The following is a 14,508-nucleotide window of genomic DNA, read 5'->3' as shown; positions in this document are numbered from 1 at the left end:
TGGCACTTTGTGCCATAGTCCTTGTTTCCCTCACTTGGTACTTGGCGTTGATTTTGGTACAAGCCCCGTCCTTGTTGGACGGAATTAATCCAAAATCGTAAATTTAAAAATCTAGGCTTCGTTTCGCTCCGCTCCAACCAGAGCACTTTTAGGGTGGAGTTAATCCAAAATCTAAAATCCTAAATCCAAAATTGATTGACAGGGAATGAGAAAGTGAGAAAGTGACGAATTGCATTTTCAAATTAATTCTCCACGCAGAACGGTAACTGCTTGTCCACTTATATAGACACGAGAACCACCCTCATAACGCACCTTCAACACACCGCCCCGACTAGACGCTTGATATGCTAAGAACTCATCTTTGCCAAGGCGATCGCGCCAAAACGGAGCCAGACAACAATGGGCAGACCCAGTCACAGGATCTTCATTAATTCCCACTCCCGGTGCAAAAAAGCGAGAGACAAAATCGTATTCTGAGTCTTCGTGTGTTACACTAGTGACAATTAGCTTGGCAAGAGGTAAGGCTTTCAGTAGCTCGAAGTTAGGCTGTATTTGTCGCACTAAATCTTCAGACTCCACTTCTACCAGATAACCCAAGGAATTTTTCATCACCGTTCTCATCGCAACACCCAAAGCTTCACCGAGTTCAGGAGGAGCGCTTATTTGTTCTGAAGAATTTACAGGAAAATCGAGTTCAATCCAACTTCCCTGCTTTTTAGCAATCAGCACTCCGCTCTTGGTGTGGAAACGAGCGACTTCATCTGGCAAAAGATGCCCCTGTGACCAAAGAACATGAGCGCTAGCTAGGGTAGCATGACCACACAGTGGCACTTCTGTTGTAGGCGTAAACCAACGCAGGGCAAAACCATCTTCCTGTCTCACCAAAAACGCAGTCTCAGATAAATTCATTTCTTGTGCCACCTTTTGCATCCAGTCTTCAGACTGGGGGGTAGGTAAAATGCAGACTGCAGCCGGGTTACCTGCAAAAGGTGTGTTGCTAAATGCGTCTACTTGAGTAATAGTTTGTCCCATGTCTCGAATTTGTTTGAAATATAGTCTTGAAACTTAAGCCTTAGTAATGATAAGTAGTCTAGTTAAGACCACACTCGTGAACTACCCACCACCAACCGCAAGCGGTATGGTGGGGGCTTCCAACTTCGCGGAGGAATGCCGCATCTTAGGCTTGCGCCCTCGAATTGGTCTTACTTCCTCTCCATTGGCGTTAGCCTCCCCCGTCCCAGAGGAGGACAGCATTCTGACACCTTCTGCTCTAATATTCATTGCAGCATTACCATCTCTATCGTGATGAGTTCCACAACTAGGGCAAACCCAGTTTCTTATATCTAGTGGCAATTCTTTGATTTGGTAATGACAATTAGAGCAAAGCTTGGAACTAGGGAACCATCGGCTTATTTCTATCAACTTCCCGCCACTGCGTTCTAATTTGTAAGACAAGAAATTGACAAAAGTTCCCCATCCAGTATCAGATATTGCTTTCGCCAGTTTGTGGTTACGAACCATGCCCTTGACGTTTAGGTTTTCAACTACCACGACTTGATTATTATCAACTATCTTTCTAGATAACTTGTGTAAGTAGTCTTGACGGACATTACTAACCTGTTCGTATACCCTGGCTACAATTTTTGTTGCCTTTCTACAGCGATTACTACCTTTTACTTTTCGTGCAGCTATACGTTGTTTTTTAGCTAGCTTCTTTTCATATTTAGCTAAGTGTTTAGGGTTTGGATATTTGGAAGTTTTTTCACCATCATAGGTAATCGCAAAATCCTTGATTCCTAAATCAACACCAATAACTTTGCCTTCTGTACTAGATGTTGGGTAATCGCCTTCATATTCCATCAACACAGAAGCGTAGTACTTGCCAGAAGGGCATTTACTAACGGTGACGGTTTTGATAGTTCCATCAAGTAGACGATGTATTTTAGCTTTTACAGCGCCTAGCGTTCCAGGAAACTTCAAGCAATCATTGACTTGTTTTACTTTCTGTGGATACTGGATGGACTGACGATGATATCTTGACTTGAATTTAGGATATTGTGCTCTACCATCAAAAAAGTTTTGATATGCACGGCTAAGATTGAGACTTACAGATTGCAAAACCTGTGAGTAGCATTCTCCTAGCCATTCAGTTTCTTTATCTTTCTTGAGTGGTGGCAATAAAGAATTTAGCCCAGATTGAGACAAGCCTTTTCCAGTTGCCTTATAGGTTTCAATGCATTTGTTTAACCCATAATTCCACCACCAACGAGCACATCCAAAATGCTGTGCAAGAATTTGAACTTGCTGCTCTGTGGGGTACAACCTAATTTTTACGGCTTGTCGTCTCATTCATTTGTCCCCTTCAAAAATGGGCAGGCTTGATATAACGAGTACTCGTCTTGGAACACAGATCAACAAAACTAAGCCCAACGGGGTTAACGACTGGGAAAATGAGCCAGCCCTATTATAACGAGTACCCTTATGCACCGACAGATCCACCAAGCGAGGGCTGGCTCATTTTCTTTGCCCAATGCGACGCCCATTTTTGATACGTGTTAGACCCAATCATCTAAACTTCTCCAAATATCGACCTGTTACTATTATATACACTTTGCAGTAACAGCCTTCCGGAAAGATTGGCTATTCCGCGCTAACATACATCTTTTCCTCAATAGCCTCTGGCTATTATGCGTCAAAGATGCAATCCTCATAGCCCGTCTTATATCCCGGCACTAAACGGAATACTGTTATAGTGCGGGACTTACGACGAAGAAGTTAAACGTTAAACGCTACCAAACCTTTAATATTCGAGTAGAGAGGCGAAAATGCGCTTTAAATGTTTCACCAGTAATGCCTAAATGCGGGAAATTGGTGCTGCAAATAACAACACCACGTTCTCCTCCTACTCCTTTCGCTGCCCGTACTCCTTAGGAGAACCCGTAGGGTAGATTACCGTCTAAGTAGCAGTTCTTGGCAGATCTTGGCAGGGGAGAGGAAATAACATCGGTAATCTTACACGCAAAAAGAGGACTAAATAACAAACCCAAGCGTTGTAACCAATTGCTAATAAATTGGTGGCGATAAAAGTTTGTTGCCAATCTTGGGTGTTTGTTTGGTGCGGTCATTTTAATTCAACTTATGAATTGATAACTGCCAGAGTTGGATGGAATAACACAAATGGCGTTCAAAAATGGTGCGCGCTGCTAACCCCTCGACAATTGGTTTGTCCAGCCAGCGCTTAAATGCCCAACGTCCCAATGCATGTAATGGTGGGACAGCGATCGCCACAACATCAGCAATATATTTCATCGTAGTCAGCCCAAAACTACGAAAGTAATCAAGAGACAAGTCAATCGTTGGTGCAACCGAGTTTGAGATGTCCTCAGCTTTGATTAAAGTGAACCCAGCTCGCTCCAAAGCTTCCTGAAGATCACTTGTGAGGTGACAATTGGAAAAGATACCCTCCTGGTATTCGGGATCAGAGCGCATCATATCGGCAATTAGCAGGTAGCCGCCACTACTCAATAAACGAGCCGCACCCTGAGCCAAATCGTCAACAGCAATATATTGGCTGCTTTCACTGAACAGGATGAGATCGTAGGACTGGGTTGGTTGAAAATCTTCAAATCTCGTTAAGTAGAAAGGTACTTGATTGTTAGTATTCTTAATAAACTTCTCTTGTTGAAGTGCGTCGGGTGCTAATCCCTCAACAGTGAAACCGCGTTCCAAAAAATATTTCGCATTACCACCAATACCACAGCCTACGTCAAGCACCGTGCTTATTCCCTGTGGGATAAAACTGAACAGTTTCTTGGTATAAGCTTCCTGAGCCGCACGCAGAGAACTTAGAGTCAATTCCTCACCACTGTGAGGTAATGTTTCCCAATACCCATAATGGAGATAGGAGGAACCTGTGACTCCCATATAGTAATCTATTGCTGCATTTTGGTAACGAGTTGCTTTCGGAATTTGAATTGATTTTGGTTTCTGCATTTAGGGTTAGAGTTAGTGAATAGCTTGCACATTTCTTTTCAATAATACGAGCGATCGCGCAAGTGTGTTCCGTGTCAGTTCCCCAAATTTTGCTGGTTCTTTAGGTGCTATTTGACACTCTAAAAATAGCAAACTAAGTGCGTTTCACCATAACGAAATTACCCTCTATCTTTGTTGTGTAAGTTGAGAGTGGTTTTGTGGCTGGACCATTTTGCACCTTGCCGTCAAGTTTAAATTCAGAAGCATGACAAGGACATAAAAATATTTTTTCCTTGTTCAGCCACTCTACAGTACAACCCATATGAGTGCAGGTGGGATTAACTGCCACCAAATTTTTACTTTTAGAAGTACCAACAATTAAAATTGAACCAACTGGTGACTTTTCATTTAATAACTGGCCAGTTTTATCCAACTCGGCTACCGTTCCCACCTTTTGCCAATCTCCAGAAGCTGATGAGATTGCTGTAGTTTTTGGCTCAGAGGCTCTAACTTTCATGAGTAGACTACTTATCAAAGAACCTACACCAATGTAAGTAAAAAAATGACGACGTTTCATTTTATGGAAATTATCTAGAACAATATTTAGATAATGTATCGAATAATAAGTAAGTCGGTACGATCAAATCTATCTATGTTTAGTTTTGTAAGAAACTGTGGAATGAGCTATTTCTAAACCATTTACTTACTTGACGTTTCGTTACATATAGGACTCCTATTTGATTTTTGAAAAAAACTCAGTATACCTTTATTGCTTTTTCCCTGTTCCCTATTCCCTGCCCTGACGAGTTGTTCAGAAATCAAACCAGATTCCTATATGTTGATTTTTCAACGCAGACTTACTGAAAATGTCTGATAACAAGCTGTTTAAAGAGTAAGGGAAAATAAAAAATCTATTCCCTTACTCCTTTACTTTTGGGAATCTGAAAAATCAAGGAAAATCAATTATACGGAAGGCTATTGTGCAGACGAAGCAAGCAATTTATCGATGCAGTGCAATCACAGCCAAACATAGCTACAGCAGCATCGCTTTGTCGGATCTGTCACCCCAAGCAGAGCCTTTTCGCTATTCGCGTCGGTAACGTTAATCTCTATTAACTCCTTACTTTGAAAAATAAATTCTACTGCTCAATTTTAGCAAACTGAAGAAAAAAATAGTGTGGTTAAAACTGATTTTTTAGAACACATATTGTCTATTGATATCAAATTCGGTGGCATCTGAATTATAAAAAAACTGCAGAGACGCAGAGAGCGCAGAGAGAGAGGAAGGAGAAATAATTCCGATACAAACGGATTTGATATGATAGACAAAAAATTCACGTAATTTGTCATGATTTTTTAACACCAGGACAAATTGGGCTTAAAACAGAAAGTTTTCAGAGGATTTTACGGCTAATTTAGCCGTAAAATTTAGGCATTTATAAGTTGAAAATTCTAAATTAAAAAAATATCAAAAATCAAAAGCTATAATTTGATTTTTGATATAGTATCTATTACATTTATTTCTTTAACAAACAGAATGTTTTTAATTTTCTACACATTAAATATTTTGTTGTTATAGAAATAGCAATGGATTATACTTTTCTTTTCATTTTTGCAAAATGCTATTTTGCAGCCACATTTACTTCCTCCTGTAGGATCAGTGACTCAATGCGAACCCCATCAAGTTCGCGACCAATAAACACTAATTTTGTTTGACGGGGTTCTTGGGGTTGCCAAGGACGGTCATAAAAGTAGTCAAATCGATTACCAACACCCTGTAATACCAGACGCATGGCTTTTTTCGGAACTGCTACAAATCCCTTAATGCGATAAATTTCTTGCTGTTGTACTAATCTTTGCAAACGTTTGACCAAAACAGACGGCTCAAATGCTTGGTCTAGCAGTAGTTGCACCGCGTTAATTTCTTCATCATGTTCGTGTTCAACTTCGGTGTCGTGGTGACTGGGACGACTATCCAAGTTGTCTTCTACCGCAGCGTTAAAACCGAGTAACAAATCGCAAGCAATTTGACCGTCCTGGCAAGGAATGACTTTTACACCAGGTAACAAGTTCTGTTTCAACCACTGCTGCACTTTAGCCTGGGTTTGGTCATCAACGCGATCGCCCTTGGTAAGCAACACTAAATCAGCACAAGCCAGCTGATCTTCAAACAGTTCCTCAATGGGTGTTTCGTGTTCTAAACTATCATCGGCTTGCCGCTGTATTTCAAAAGCTTCTAAATCACCCACAAATTGATTCGTTGCTAAAGCCTCACAATCCACCACAGTGATAACACTGTCCACTGTAGCGCCCGTGCGAATTTCGGGCCAGCGGAATGCTTGCACCAATGGTTTTGGTAGTGCTAGTCCAGAGGTTTCAATCAACATGCAGTCAATGCGATCGCGTCGCTTAAGTAATTCTTGCATCGCTGGTAAGAATTCCTCTTGCACCGTGCAGCACAGACAACCGTTGGTAAGTTCAACAATATTGCTGTTGGGGTCTTCTTCATCGTCACAGACTCGACAGTCACGCAAAAGTTCGCCATCAATTCCGATTTCTCCAAATTCATTCACCAAAACAGCAATGCGTCGTCCCTCATTGTTTTGCAATAAATGGCGAATTAATGTCGTTTTGCCTGCGCCAAGAAATCCTGTAATCACTGTGACCGGAATTTTATGCATATAAAGTGTCTTGTTTGTTAGTCGTTAATTTTACAATCACAAGAAAGAAGTTCAAACCGCAGATATCATACACTAGACACGTGAAGCGCGTTTGCGCAGCATCCCCCTTAGGAACTAGCGGGACGAAGTCCAATTTCGCCTCTCTACTAATTCGCAGGTGATGTGGAAGGGAATTTTTCATTAAAGATAAAGATATGGATTGATCCCAGCCCTAACGCCACCGTTAACAACACCCAGATAATGTTCATATAAAAACTCTCTTGAGTGTGGCAACCGCATCTATTTCTAAAAGGTAATTAAATGCGAAACGCTTAATTTATTGGGCATGAATACTAGCCAAACAAATAAGCTTATCCATTTTTTTTGTGAATGGTTACGCCAAAGAAAATTAGCGTGATCGATCACAATTTTTCTCGTTAATTAACCACCTACTATCTCATAGAAAGTCGTAACCTGTAGCGTCTTTATATGTGGGGCTATGAGAATGTAAAGTCTAGTAGTTGTAAAAATATTCATAAAAATACTTATCTGTACCTCGCAGATGTACAAAATTTACAAGTCAACTTTGGCGGGCATTCTGACTCACAAGGCAAGCCTTGATTACAGCTGCGGGACAGCGCCGGACTTACACCGGACTTTCCCCGTTACCTCTAGTGGCTGTTCCCCACTAGAACCGAGATTATTTTGCATATTAACACAACTATGATTTGTTTGGGTAAGTTACTCCAAGTTATTAATGAAGCGATCGCCCCAAGGAAGTTGCGGTGCTAAAGTTCTGGGTGTGGAGTTGCAAATCTATAAAGACCGTTGAGCGTTGGTTCGTGATGGTAGACCCATCCCACAAACTCAGGAGTATGACGACCAAAAATATAAATTCCGTCTTTTTCTCTACTCAAGTCAAGCCAAGCAGCGGTCATCCATTTTCGGTATTGTGAATCCGCGTAGCGATCACATTTTTCTATAATTAGAAAGCACTTCAAACGAGTATCAAGAGCGTGGCAGACATAGTTTTTGACGGCAAATATTGATAACCCTTCAGCACGTCTTTCCACGGCTAAGTTGATGCGGTGATGATACCACATCATATCTTTATATAGGTCTTGAAAATCGCAGACTTCTAAACCAGATTGGGTAAGGTAAGTTTTAATATTAGGCTGGAATAGTTTGCCCCAAGCCTCAAAGCTCAAACCCCATGCTGGATCTTGTTGTTTACGTCGTTTGGCTTCGCCCATAGATGTAACTCCAAGTAAGAGCATTGATCACGATACAGTCTTAATTGCCACTACAGTACCTACCATACACAAATTATCTGAATATTTGTGCTACTTATTGGCTTGATAGCCAAATTATCATTGTTTGTCAAGATTTTGCTCTCTCCAGCGTTAGATAATTGCGGTTTGCTTTACGATGCTGTGTAGCATTGAATGAAGATGTAATATATCTAAACAACCGCAATAAGCCCTTGGCTTGACGCTGCGCGTATCGCACAGTACAACACCAATGACAATTAACATCACGTTTTATGATTTTTGGGATTTGAGGAAAGCAGCAAATCCAGAATCCATAATCGATCCAACCCATCCAGAAGATTATCTTTATCGATATCCTAAAGAACTCGGTGAAGGCTATTATCGCTGGATACCGCTTCGTGAAGGCATTATCATCGAAATTCTCGAAACTTATTTACCGCAGTCAATCAAGTGGATCACTCATGCCTATCACCAAGACAGTTTAGAATTTGGATTTATTTTAGCTGGATCAGGGCAAGATTTTGATGGACAAGCAACAAAGTCAGGAGAAGACTATATTTTTGGTGGTGTATATCCACAGTCGAATAACAGCATTGATGGAGCAGGTAATCTCAGATGGGTGAGTTTGATAATTGAGCCAGAAACGCTGAGGACGTTGATCGAAAGTTATGGAGAACAAGTACCGCAAGATTTGGAAAAGGCGATCGCAGGTGTACCAGAATATTTTAATCTACGTCCTAATCTAATTACCCCAGCCAAACAAGTCGCGCTCCAGCAAATTCTTCATTGTCCTTATCAGGGACTAACGCGCAAAATGTATCTGGAGAGCAAAGTCCTAGAATTGGTTTCCCTTAAGCTAGCAGATCAAATAATAGCGCCAACAGAAAAACTGCTACGGCTTCAGGAAATTGATTCTATCCATCACGCCAAAGAAGTTCTGTTACGGAATATAAGTAATCCACCTTCGTTAATCGATTTAGCTAAACAGGTAGGTATTAACGAATGCACTCTCAAACGTGGATTCCGTCAAATTTTTGGGACTACAGTATTTGGTTACTTACACGACTATCGCATGGAGCAAGCTAGGCAATTACTGCTGTCAGGGCAAATGAAAATTGAACAAGTTGCTCAAATAGTTGGCTATGCAAACCGCAGTCGCTTTGCTAGTGCATTTAAAAAGAAATACGGTGTCAATCCAAAAGCGTATCAAATGCAGCAGAATATTTAAACACGATTACTATATGAAGCTACCCAAAAATTCCGGTTAGGGCGCGAAAATTTTCCGTCTTGGAGCCATTTTTAGCATTGAAATGCCTTAGTGTACTATCAAGAGTAATTTGAGAAAATCTCTCGACTAACAGATAAAAAATATTTGCCCTGTTGCTAATTGGCTGAATTTATCTTGATGTGAGGAAAATATGCGGAATCTGAAACTGCCGTTGTTGATGACTACTTTGGTGTCGGTGTTTTTCTCACAGACTGCATTGGCACAGGAAATGAGTCGTAGCGACAATGTAACAAACAATCAAGGAATTCGTAGCCAAAAGCAGATAAATTTGACTGCAACTCATCCAAGTCAACGATTATTGCAGTCCAGAGCCCAAACAACAGGTGCGAAAATTCAGCAGGGAAACAAAGTTATAACAGTTCCTCGTGTGCAAGAGCTAGAGCGCCCAGCCACAACAGTTAAAGAATGGCTGGCTCAAATCAAAAATCAGTCATTCGTGCAAGTCAGCTTCGTGAAAGCAAATCCCACTAATAAGGGTGTGGAGGTGGTTTTACAAACTTCACTTGCTGCTACGTTGCAACTGCAGAACCGGACGCAAGTAAATAGTAATATCTTTATCGTTGACATTCCCAATGCTCAACTGCGTTTACCAGGTGACAGACCGTTTACATTCCGCTCACAAAAGCCAATTGCGGGTGTAACCGAGATAACTGTAACAAACTTTGATGCCAATACTATTCGAGTCACGGTGATAGGTGAAGCGAGTCCACCTGTTGTGGAATTGTATGACAGTCCAAAAGAAGGTTTGATCTTCAACGTGTCAACTGCAGCTTCGATTGCCCAACAACAACGGCAAAACCCCACCCCAAAACCCTCGCCGAACCTCGGGCAGGGGCAGGAATCACAGCAACCAGGGAATCAAACCCAGCCAAGTCAACCATCAGCTTCTGGTGACGAACCGATTGAACTAGTGGTGACGGGTGAGCAAGATGGTTATCGTGTCTCCAATACCAGATCTGCCACTCGAACCGATACGGACACACGCGACATTCCTCAGTCAATTCAAGCGATTCCGCAAACAGTGATCAAAGATCAGCAAATCACGCGGATTATCGATGCTACCCGAAATGTGTCCGGAGTATCACCGTTAGCGGGCTTTGGTGGCATCTTTGATGACTACACGATTCGAGGATTCAGTAGCTACAACATTCTGAGAAATGGCTTCAAAACCACCAACATTTTCAGCTATGGTGCCAATGTAGAGCGCGTTGAAGTTCTCAAAGGTCCGGCTTCTGTACTATACGGTCAATTTGAACCAGGTGGTGTCGTCAATTATGTCACCAAGCAACCCTTGAGCAATCCCTACTACGCAGCAGAATTTACCGCAGGTAGCTTTAGTTTCTATCGCGGTTCTGTAGACTTTTCTGGACCACTCACTAACGACAAAAAATTACTCTATCGCTTGAATGTTGCCTATGAGAACTCCGGCAGTTTCCGAGATTTTAATGATTACGATATTTTCTCTGTGTCCCCTGTGATCACCTATAAGCCCAGCGAAAACACAATCCTCAATTTTGAATACGAGTATGGCAGACGACGTGGGGGATTTGATCGGGGTTTTCCACCGACTAGTCCTGTGTTCCTGACTCTTCCCATCAGTCGCAATTTGGGAGAGCCTAGCGATTTTAATAATGTGGACTACCAACGGGGCACTTTGACACTGGATCACCGCTTTAGTGACAGTTTACAATTGCGAAGCGGTGTTTCTATCCAATCGTCGCTTAACAACGATGCTTATGCCAACATCGGCGGTGGCACATTTGAAGCAGATGGTCGTAGTTTACAGCGCGAATACGGAGGAGATCGCGATCGCCCCATTGAAGACTACTCCTGGCAAACTGATTTGATTGGTAAGTTCAACACAGGTTCAATTGCCCATCAACTCCTGCTGGGTTTGGAGTTGAGTCGCAACACAGATGTTGATTACAATTTCGCCGGTGATATCGCCTCACTAGATATTTTCAATCCTATCTATGGTGCCCGTCCTACGAACATCAGACTATCAGGTCTATACGATAATAGGATAGATACAATAGGTATTTATTTGCAAGACCAGGTAGCCCTACTATCTAATCTGAAGTTACTGGTTGGTGGCAGATACGATTTTGTTGATAGCGTTAATAGTGTAACAAGGGGAGATGGAAACACTACTAGGTCTGAGTTTAACGATGGTGCTTTTTCACCCCGTGTGGGATTAGTCTATCAACCCATCGAGCCGATTTCGCTCTATGCCAGTTACAGCCGTTCCTTTGTTCCCAACAATTCTAGAACTGCTAGTGGGGAAGCACTCGAACCATCTCGCGGTACACAGTACGAAATTGGTATAAAATCTGAGCTTTTTGACCGACGGCTTTCGGCAACGCTAGCAGCCTATGACATTACCAAAACAAACATACCCACTCAAGACCCTAACGATATTAACTCTGTAATCGCGGTGGGAGAAGTGAAAAGTCGAGGTATCGAACTGGATGTGGCAGGAGAAATTTTACCAGGTTGGAAGATTATTGCTTCTGGATATTTGAATGATGCATTTGTTAGCGAAGATAATGACCCTACAATCAAAGGTCAGCGTTTGCAAAATACTGCATACCACGGTGCAAGTCTATGGACAACCTATGAAATTCAAAAAGGTGACTTGCAAGGATTACAGTTTAGTGCAGGGTTATTTTTTGTTGGCTCGCGCATTGCCAATCAGAGCGATCCGTTTACTCTCCCTTCTTATGTGAGAACTGATGCTGCAATCTCCTACAAACATGATAATTGGCGAGCTGCACTCAACTTTAAGAATATCTTCGATGTCAAATATTACGACACGAATGGCTACTTAGTCTTCCCTCAAGCACCGTTGACTGTGTTGGGCACGATTTCAGTGGAGTTTTGATCTTTATTTAGCAGGAATATCTACCATGACTTTCAAAACTCTGCGTAACTTCGTATTTACTTTACACCGCTACATTGGGTTAGGTGTTGGACTGATTGCGGTTATTGTTGGTTTAACTGGTAGCCTGCTGGTGTTCCAATCTGAAATTATTGCCATTCAAAGGCATTACCAAATTGGAACTATCACTCCTAAAGGGGAAATGCTGCCGATTGAGGTGATTCTGAAAACGGTGAAAAACAGCTATGCCAGCCAGCCAGATGCCAAGCTTCAGCGAGTTTATGTGCCGACAAAACTAGATGAACCATTTAATGTCATTTATGCAAGCAAGGAAAATGATTGGATTGAAAATTACGTTCATCCTTATACAGGAGCAATTCTCGGTAATAGTCTCAATCCCAATCCTGTAGAGCGCTTTTACAAAATTATTTATGAACTCCACTACAGTCTCTTGGCAGGCGACATTGGATACAAAATTGTTGGCACTGTTGGTTTACTGGTGTGCATTCTGACGATCACAGGAATGTTTCTCTGGCCTGGTTGGCGTAAACTAATTGCAGGCTTCAAAATCAAGCTTGATGCTCATCCCAAGCGAATGAACTTTGATATTCACAAAGTTGCTGGTGCGATTGCAGCTGTGTTTCTTTTTTTCACATTTTTCACAGGTTTTTGCTGGAATTTTAGTGAGTTTAGTGAGCCTGTGATTCGGGCAATCACCTTTAGTGTGAAGCCAGAAGTTGTTTCTCAACCGAGCCCCACTCAGTCTCCCCTGAAACTTAGCGAGCAACTTCAGACCGCTCAAGCTCAATTACCTGGTGCAGAACTCAGAAGCGTTTATTTTGCTCAAAAACCAGACAGCGCTTTGATGATTCGCTACAAATTTCCTCAAGAAATAGGCGATTATGGAACCAGCTATGTCTACCTCGACCAGTATAACGGCAAGGTTTTGCAAGTGGACAATGCTCTCAAACCGTGTTTAGGCTCGCGCATTCTCAATTCTTTTACTCCCCTCCATTATGGTACTTTTGGAGCATTGCCTACTCGCATTCTCTATGTATTTATTGGATATGCACCGTTCGTTCTATTCATCACTGGTTTTGTGATGTGGCGCGATCGCTATCGAAGAAAACCTAGTGTACGCGATAGTGTCATAGAACTCTCACAGAAGCTTTGAATTGAATAGGACTTACGCACCATCTGCTGTGAAACCCGGTTTCTTCGTTCGTATTTGGTTGCGAAACAGAAATTTATGTTAAATTAATCACCTAAAATCAAAAAAATATCAGTATCAGGCCCGATCATGAAACGCTATTAAACCCGAAATGTAGCCGACAATAACTGCATCGCAGTTCATCAAAGATCGATTTGGCGATGGGGTCATTGCTTGAAACTCACGCATTGGTCATCATGCGTAGGCGCAGCCCGCCGCAGGCATCGCTACCTAACCAAGTTTGAGGGAGTTTGGTTGGCAAAGTTTTGGTCTTTCAATTCTGTGCCTGAGTTTGCCCGCATAGCGCGGAACATTCCAAATCGACATAGCCCTGCACCAAACGCCAAACGCATCAGCAACAACGTCGGCACCTCGCGCACAGACTTGATAAAACCAGACAGTCCAAAACGCAGAAATCCGCTTGGTCGAATCACCCCTTGCCAAATCGAATCTAACCAAGAAGGAAGCGTTTGTTTTGTCCAGTCTGCCGTAATCACTTCCCCCTCAACTAATCCCGTCGCAGCCAAAAGCTCGGCAAAACCTTCAATACTGGAAAAAGCTGGATGAGACCACTGATCGAGGAGTTGTCGCATGACTGGTTTTTCCCAGAAATTTAGAGGTTTTTGGCGGTCATCCTTCTGATTCCAGTCAGCTACAACCAATATTCCACCGGGCTTTAGCACCCGCATTAATTCAAGCGCAAAAACGGCTTTATCGGGCATGTGAGGACCTGCTTCAATCGACCAGACCACATCAAAACTGGCATCTGGAAACGACAACGCCATCGCATCATCGACTGCAAACTGGGCGTTTAGCCCTTGGGGCGTTAACTCCTGGGCACGCTTCACCTGAATAGGGCTGATCGTAATCCCTGTGACGGCAAACCCATAATCTCGCGCTAAAATCCGGCTGCTGCCCCCAATGCCACACCCAACATCTAAGACGGTAGTACCAAGGGGTAATTTATCTAAACCACCCCATTTAACCATTTCATGTACAAAGTCAGATTTAGCAGCCAGAAAATCCTTTCGTCGTGGCGGCGAACCATAGTGACCGAGGTGAATGTGTTCCCCCCAATAAAACTCTAGGATGCCGTCAAGAGTCCATTGATCGTAGGAATTGGCGACTGTGTCTGAGGATTGATACTTACGGGCACTTAGGAGATAACCCGCAATTCCAATCACCAAAAGCAGAAGAAAACCAATTACAAAATATAATAAAGTTGACAT

The 14,508-nt window shown here is 42.4% G+C and carries 10 protein-coding genes and 1 riboswitch; of the genes, 3 read left to right on the top strand and 7 right to left on the bottom strand.

Annotated elements, in window-relative coordinates; genetic code table 11:
* Positions 1 to 237 precede the first annotated feature (237 nt).
* The 6 genes from AC5JM2_RS06785 to AC5JM2_RS06760 all read right to left on the bottom strand — a co-directional run bounded on the left by AC5JM2_RS06785 (position 238) and on the right by AC5JM2_RS06760 (position 7,885).
* Positions 238 to 1,032, bottom strand: coding sequence for a PhzF family phenazine biosynthesis protein (locus AC5JM2_RS06785; RefSeq protein ID WP_495834139.1), 795 nt, complete (start codon positions 1,030 to 1,032; stop codon positions 238 to 240).
* 81 nt (positions 1,033 to 1,113) lie between these two features.
* Positions 1,114 to 2,349 carry an RNA-guided endonuclease InsQ/TnpB family protein gene (locus tag AC5JM2_RS06780; RefSeq protein WP_495834138.1) on the bottom strand — a complete coding sequence of 412 codons (1,236 nt, stop codon included), beginning with the start codon at positions 2,347 to 2,349 and terminating at the stop codon, positions 1,114 to 1,116.
* A 777-nt stretch (positions 2,350 to 3,126) separates the two neighbouring features.
* On the bottom strand, positions 3,127 to 3,993 hold the full coding sequence (locus AC5JM2_RS06775) for a class I SAM-dependent methyltransferase (RefSeq protein ID WP_495834137.1): 867 nt from the start codon (positions 3,991 to 3,993) through the stop codon (positions 3,127 to 3,129).
* 133 nt (positions 3,994 to 4,126) lie between these two features.
* Positions 4,127 to 4,549 (bottom strand): QcrA and Rieske domain-containing protein, encoded by a 423-nt coding sequence (locus tag AC5JM2_RS06770; protein ID WP_495834136.1) that lies wholly within the window; start codon positions 4,547 to 4,549, stop codon positions 4,127 to 4,129.
* 1,045 nt (positions 4,550 to 5,594) lie between these two features.
* Complete coding sequence (gene cobW / locus AC5JM2_RS06765) at positions 5,595 to 6,653, bottom strand: cobalamin biosynthesis protein CobW (RefSeq protein ID WP_495834135.1); 1,059 nt, start codon at positions 6,651 to 6,653, stop codon at positions 5,595 to 5,597.
* Positions 6,654 to 7,203: 550 nt separating this feature from the next.
* Positions 7,204 to 7,346, bottom strand: a riboswitch (cobalamin riboswitch).
* Positions 7,347 to 7,420: 74 nt separating this feature from the next.
* Entirely contained in the window at positions 7,421 to 7,885 is a 465-nt protein-coding gene (locus AC5JM2_RS06760; protein ID WP_495834134.1) for a hypothetical protein, read from the bottom strand.
* A gap of 268 nt (positions 7,886 to 8,153) precedes the next feature.
* On the opposite strand from AC5JM2_RS06760, the gene AC5JM2_RS06755 reads away from it, so the two are divergent.
* From AC5JM2_RS06755 to AC5JM2_RS06745, 3 genes are all read left to right on the top strand, one after another.
* The gene (locus AC5JM2_RS06755) at positions 8,154 to 9,131 is read left to right on the top strand and encodes a helix-turn-helix transcriptional regulator (protein WP_495834133.1); all 978 of its coding nucleotides are present in this window, start codon (positions 8,154 to 8,156) and stop codon (positions 9,129 to 9,131) included.
* Between the two features lie 190 nt (positions 9,132 to 9,321).
* Positions 9,322 to 12,072: a TonB-dependent siderophore receptor gene (locus tag AC5JM2_RS06750; protein ID WP_495834132.1), complete on the top strand. Its 2,751-nt coding sequence runs from the start codon at positions 9,322 to 9,324 to the stop codon at positions 12,070 to 12,072.
* A gap of 25 nt (positions 12,073 to 12,097) precedes the next feature.
* Positions 12,098 to 13,243: a PepSY-associated TM helix domain-containing protein gene (locus AC5JM2_RS06745; RefSeq protein WP_495834131.1), complete on the top strand. Its 1,146-nt coding sequence runs from the start codon at positions 12,098 to 12,100 to the stop codon at positions 13,241 to 13,243.
* A gap of 263 nt (positions 13,244 to 13,506) precedes the next feature.
* Here the strand turns inward: AC5JM2_RS06745 and AC5JM2_RS06740 are convergent, their stop codons facing one another.
* Positions 13,507 to 14,508 (bottom strand): methyltransferase domain-containing protein, encoded by a 1,002-nt coding sequence (locus AC5JM2_RS06740; protein WP_495834130.1) that lies wholly within the window; start codon positions 14,506 to 14,508, stop codon positions 13,507 to 13,509.

The sequence above is a fragment of the Brasilonema angustatum genome (genome assembly GCF_059505445.1).
Note: the sequence above shows the minus strand (reverse complement) of the source record. Positions and strands in the feature narration are given on the sequence as shown.

What these genes read in the sequence shown, in the direction of transcription:
- AC5JM2_RS06755 (WP_495834133.1), top strand. Translation starts at nt 8,154, where the DNA reads ATGACAATTAACATCACGTTTTATGATTTTTGGGATTTGAGGAAAGCA.
- AC5JM2_RS06775 (WP_495834137.1), bottom strand. Translation starts at nt 3,993, where the DNA reads ATGCAGAAACCAAAATCAATTCAAATTCCGAAAGCAACTCGTTACCAA.
- AC5JM2_RS06745 (WP_495834131.1), top strand. Translation starts at nt 12,098, where the DNA reads ATGACTTTCAAAACTCTGCGTAACTTCGTATTTACTTTACACCGCTAC.
- AC5JM2_RS06740 (WP_495834130.1), bottom strand. Translation starts at nt 14,508, where the DNA reads ATGTCAACTTTATTATATTTTGTAATTGGTTTTCTTCTGCTTTTGGTG.
- AC5JM2_RS06770 (WP_495834136.1), bottom strand. Translation starts at nt 4,549, where the DNA reads ATGAAACGTCGTCATTTTTTTACTTACATTGGTGTAGGTTCTTTGATA.
- cobW (WP_495834135.1), bottom strand. Translation starts at nt 6,653, where the DNA reads ATGCATAAAATTCCGGTCACAGTGATTACAGGATTTCTTGGCGCAGGC.
- AC5JM2_RS06760 (WP_495834134.1), bottom strand. Translation starts at nt 7,885, where the DNA reads ATGGGCGAAGCCAAACGACGTAAACAACAAGATCCAGCATGGGGTTTG.
- AC5JM2_RS06780 (WP_495834138.1), bottom strand. Translation starts at nt 2,349, where the DNA reads ATGAGACGACAAGCCGTAAAAATTAGGTTGTACCCCACAGAGCAGCAA.
- AC5JM2_RS06785 (WP_495834139.1), bottom strand. Translation starts at nt 1,032, where the DNA reads ATGGGACAAACTATTACTCAAGTAGACGCATTTAGCAACACACCTTTT.
- AC5JM2_RS06750 (WP_495834132.1), top strand. Translation starts at nt 9,322, where the DNA reads ATGCGGAATCTGAAACTGCCGTTGTTGATGACTACTTTGGTGTCGGTG.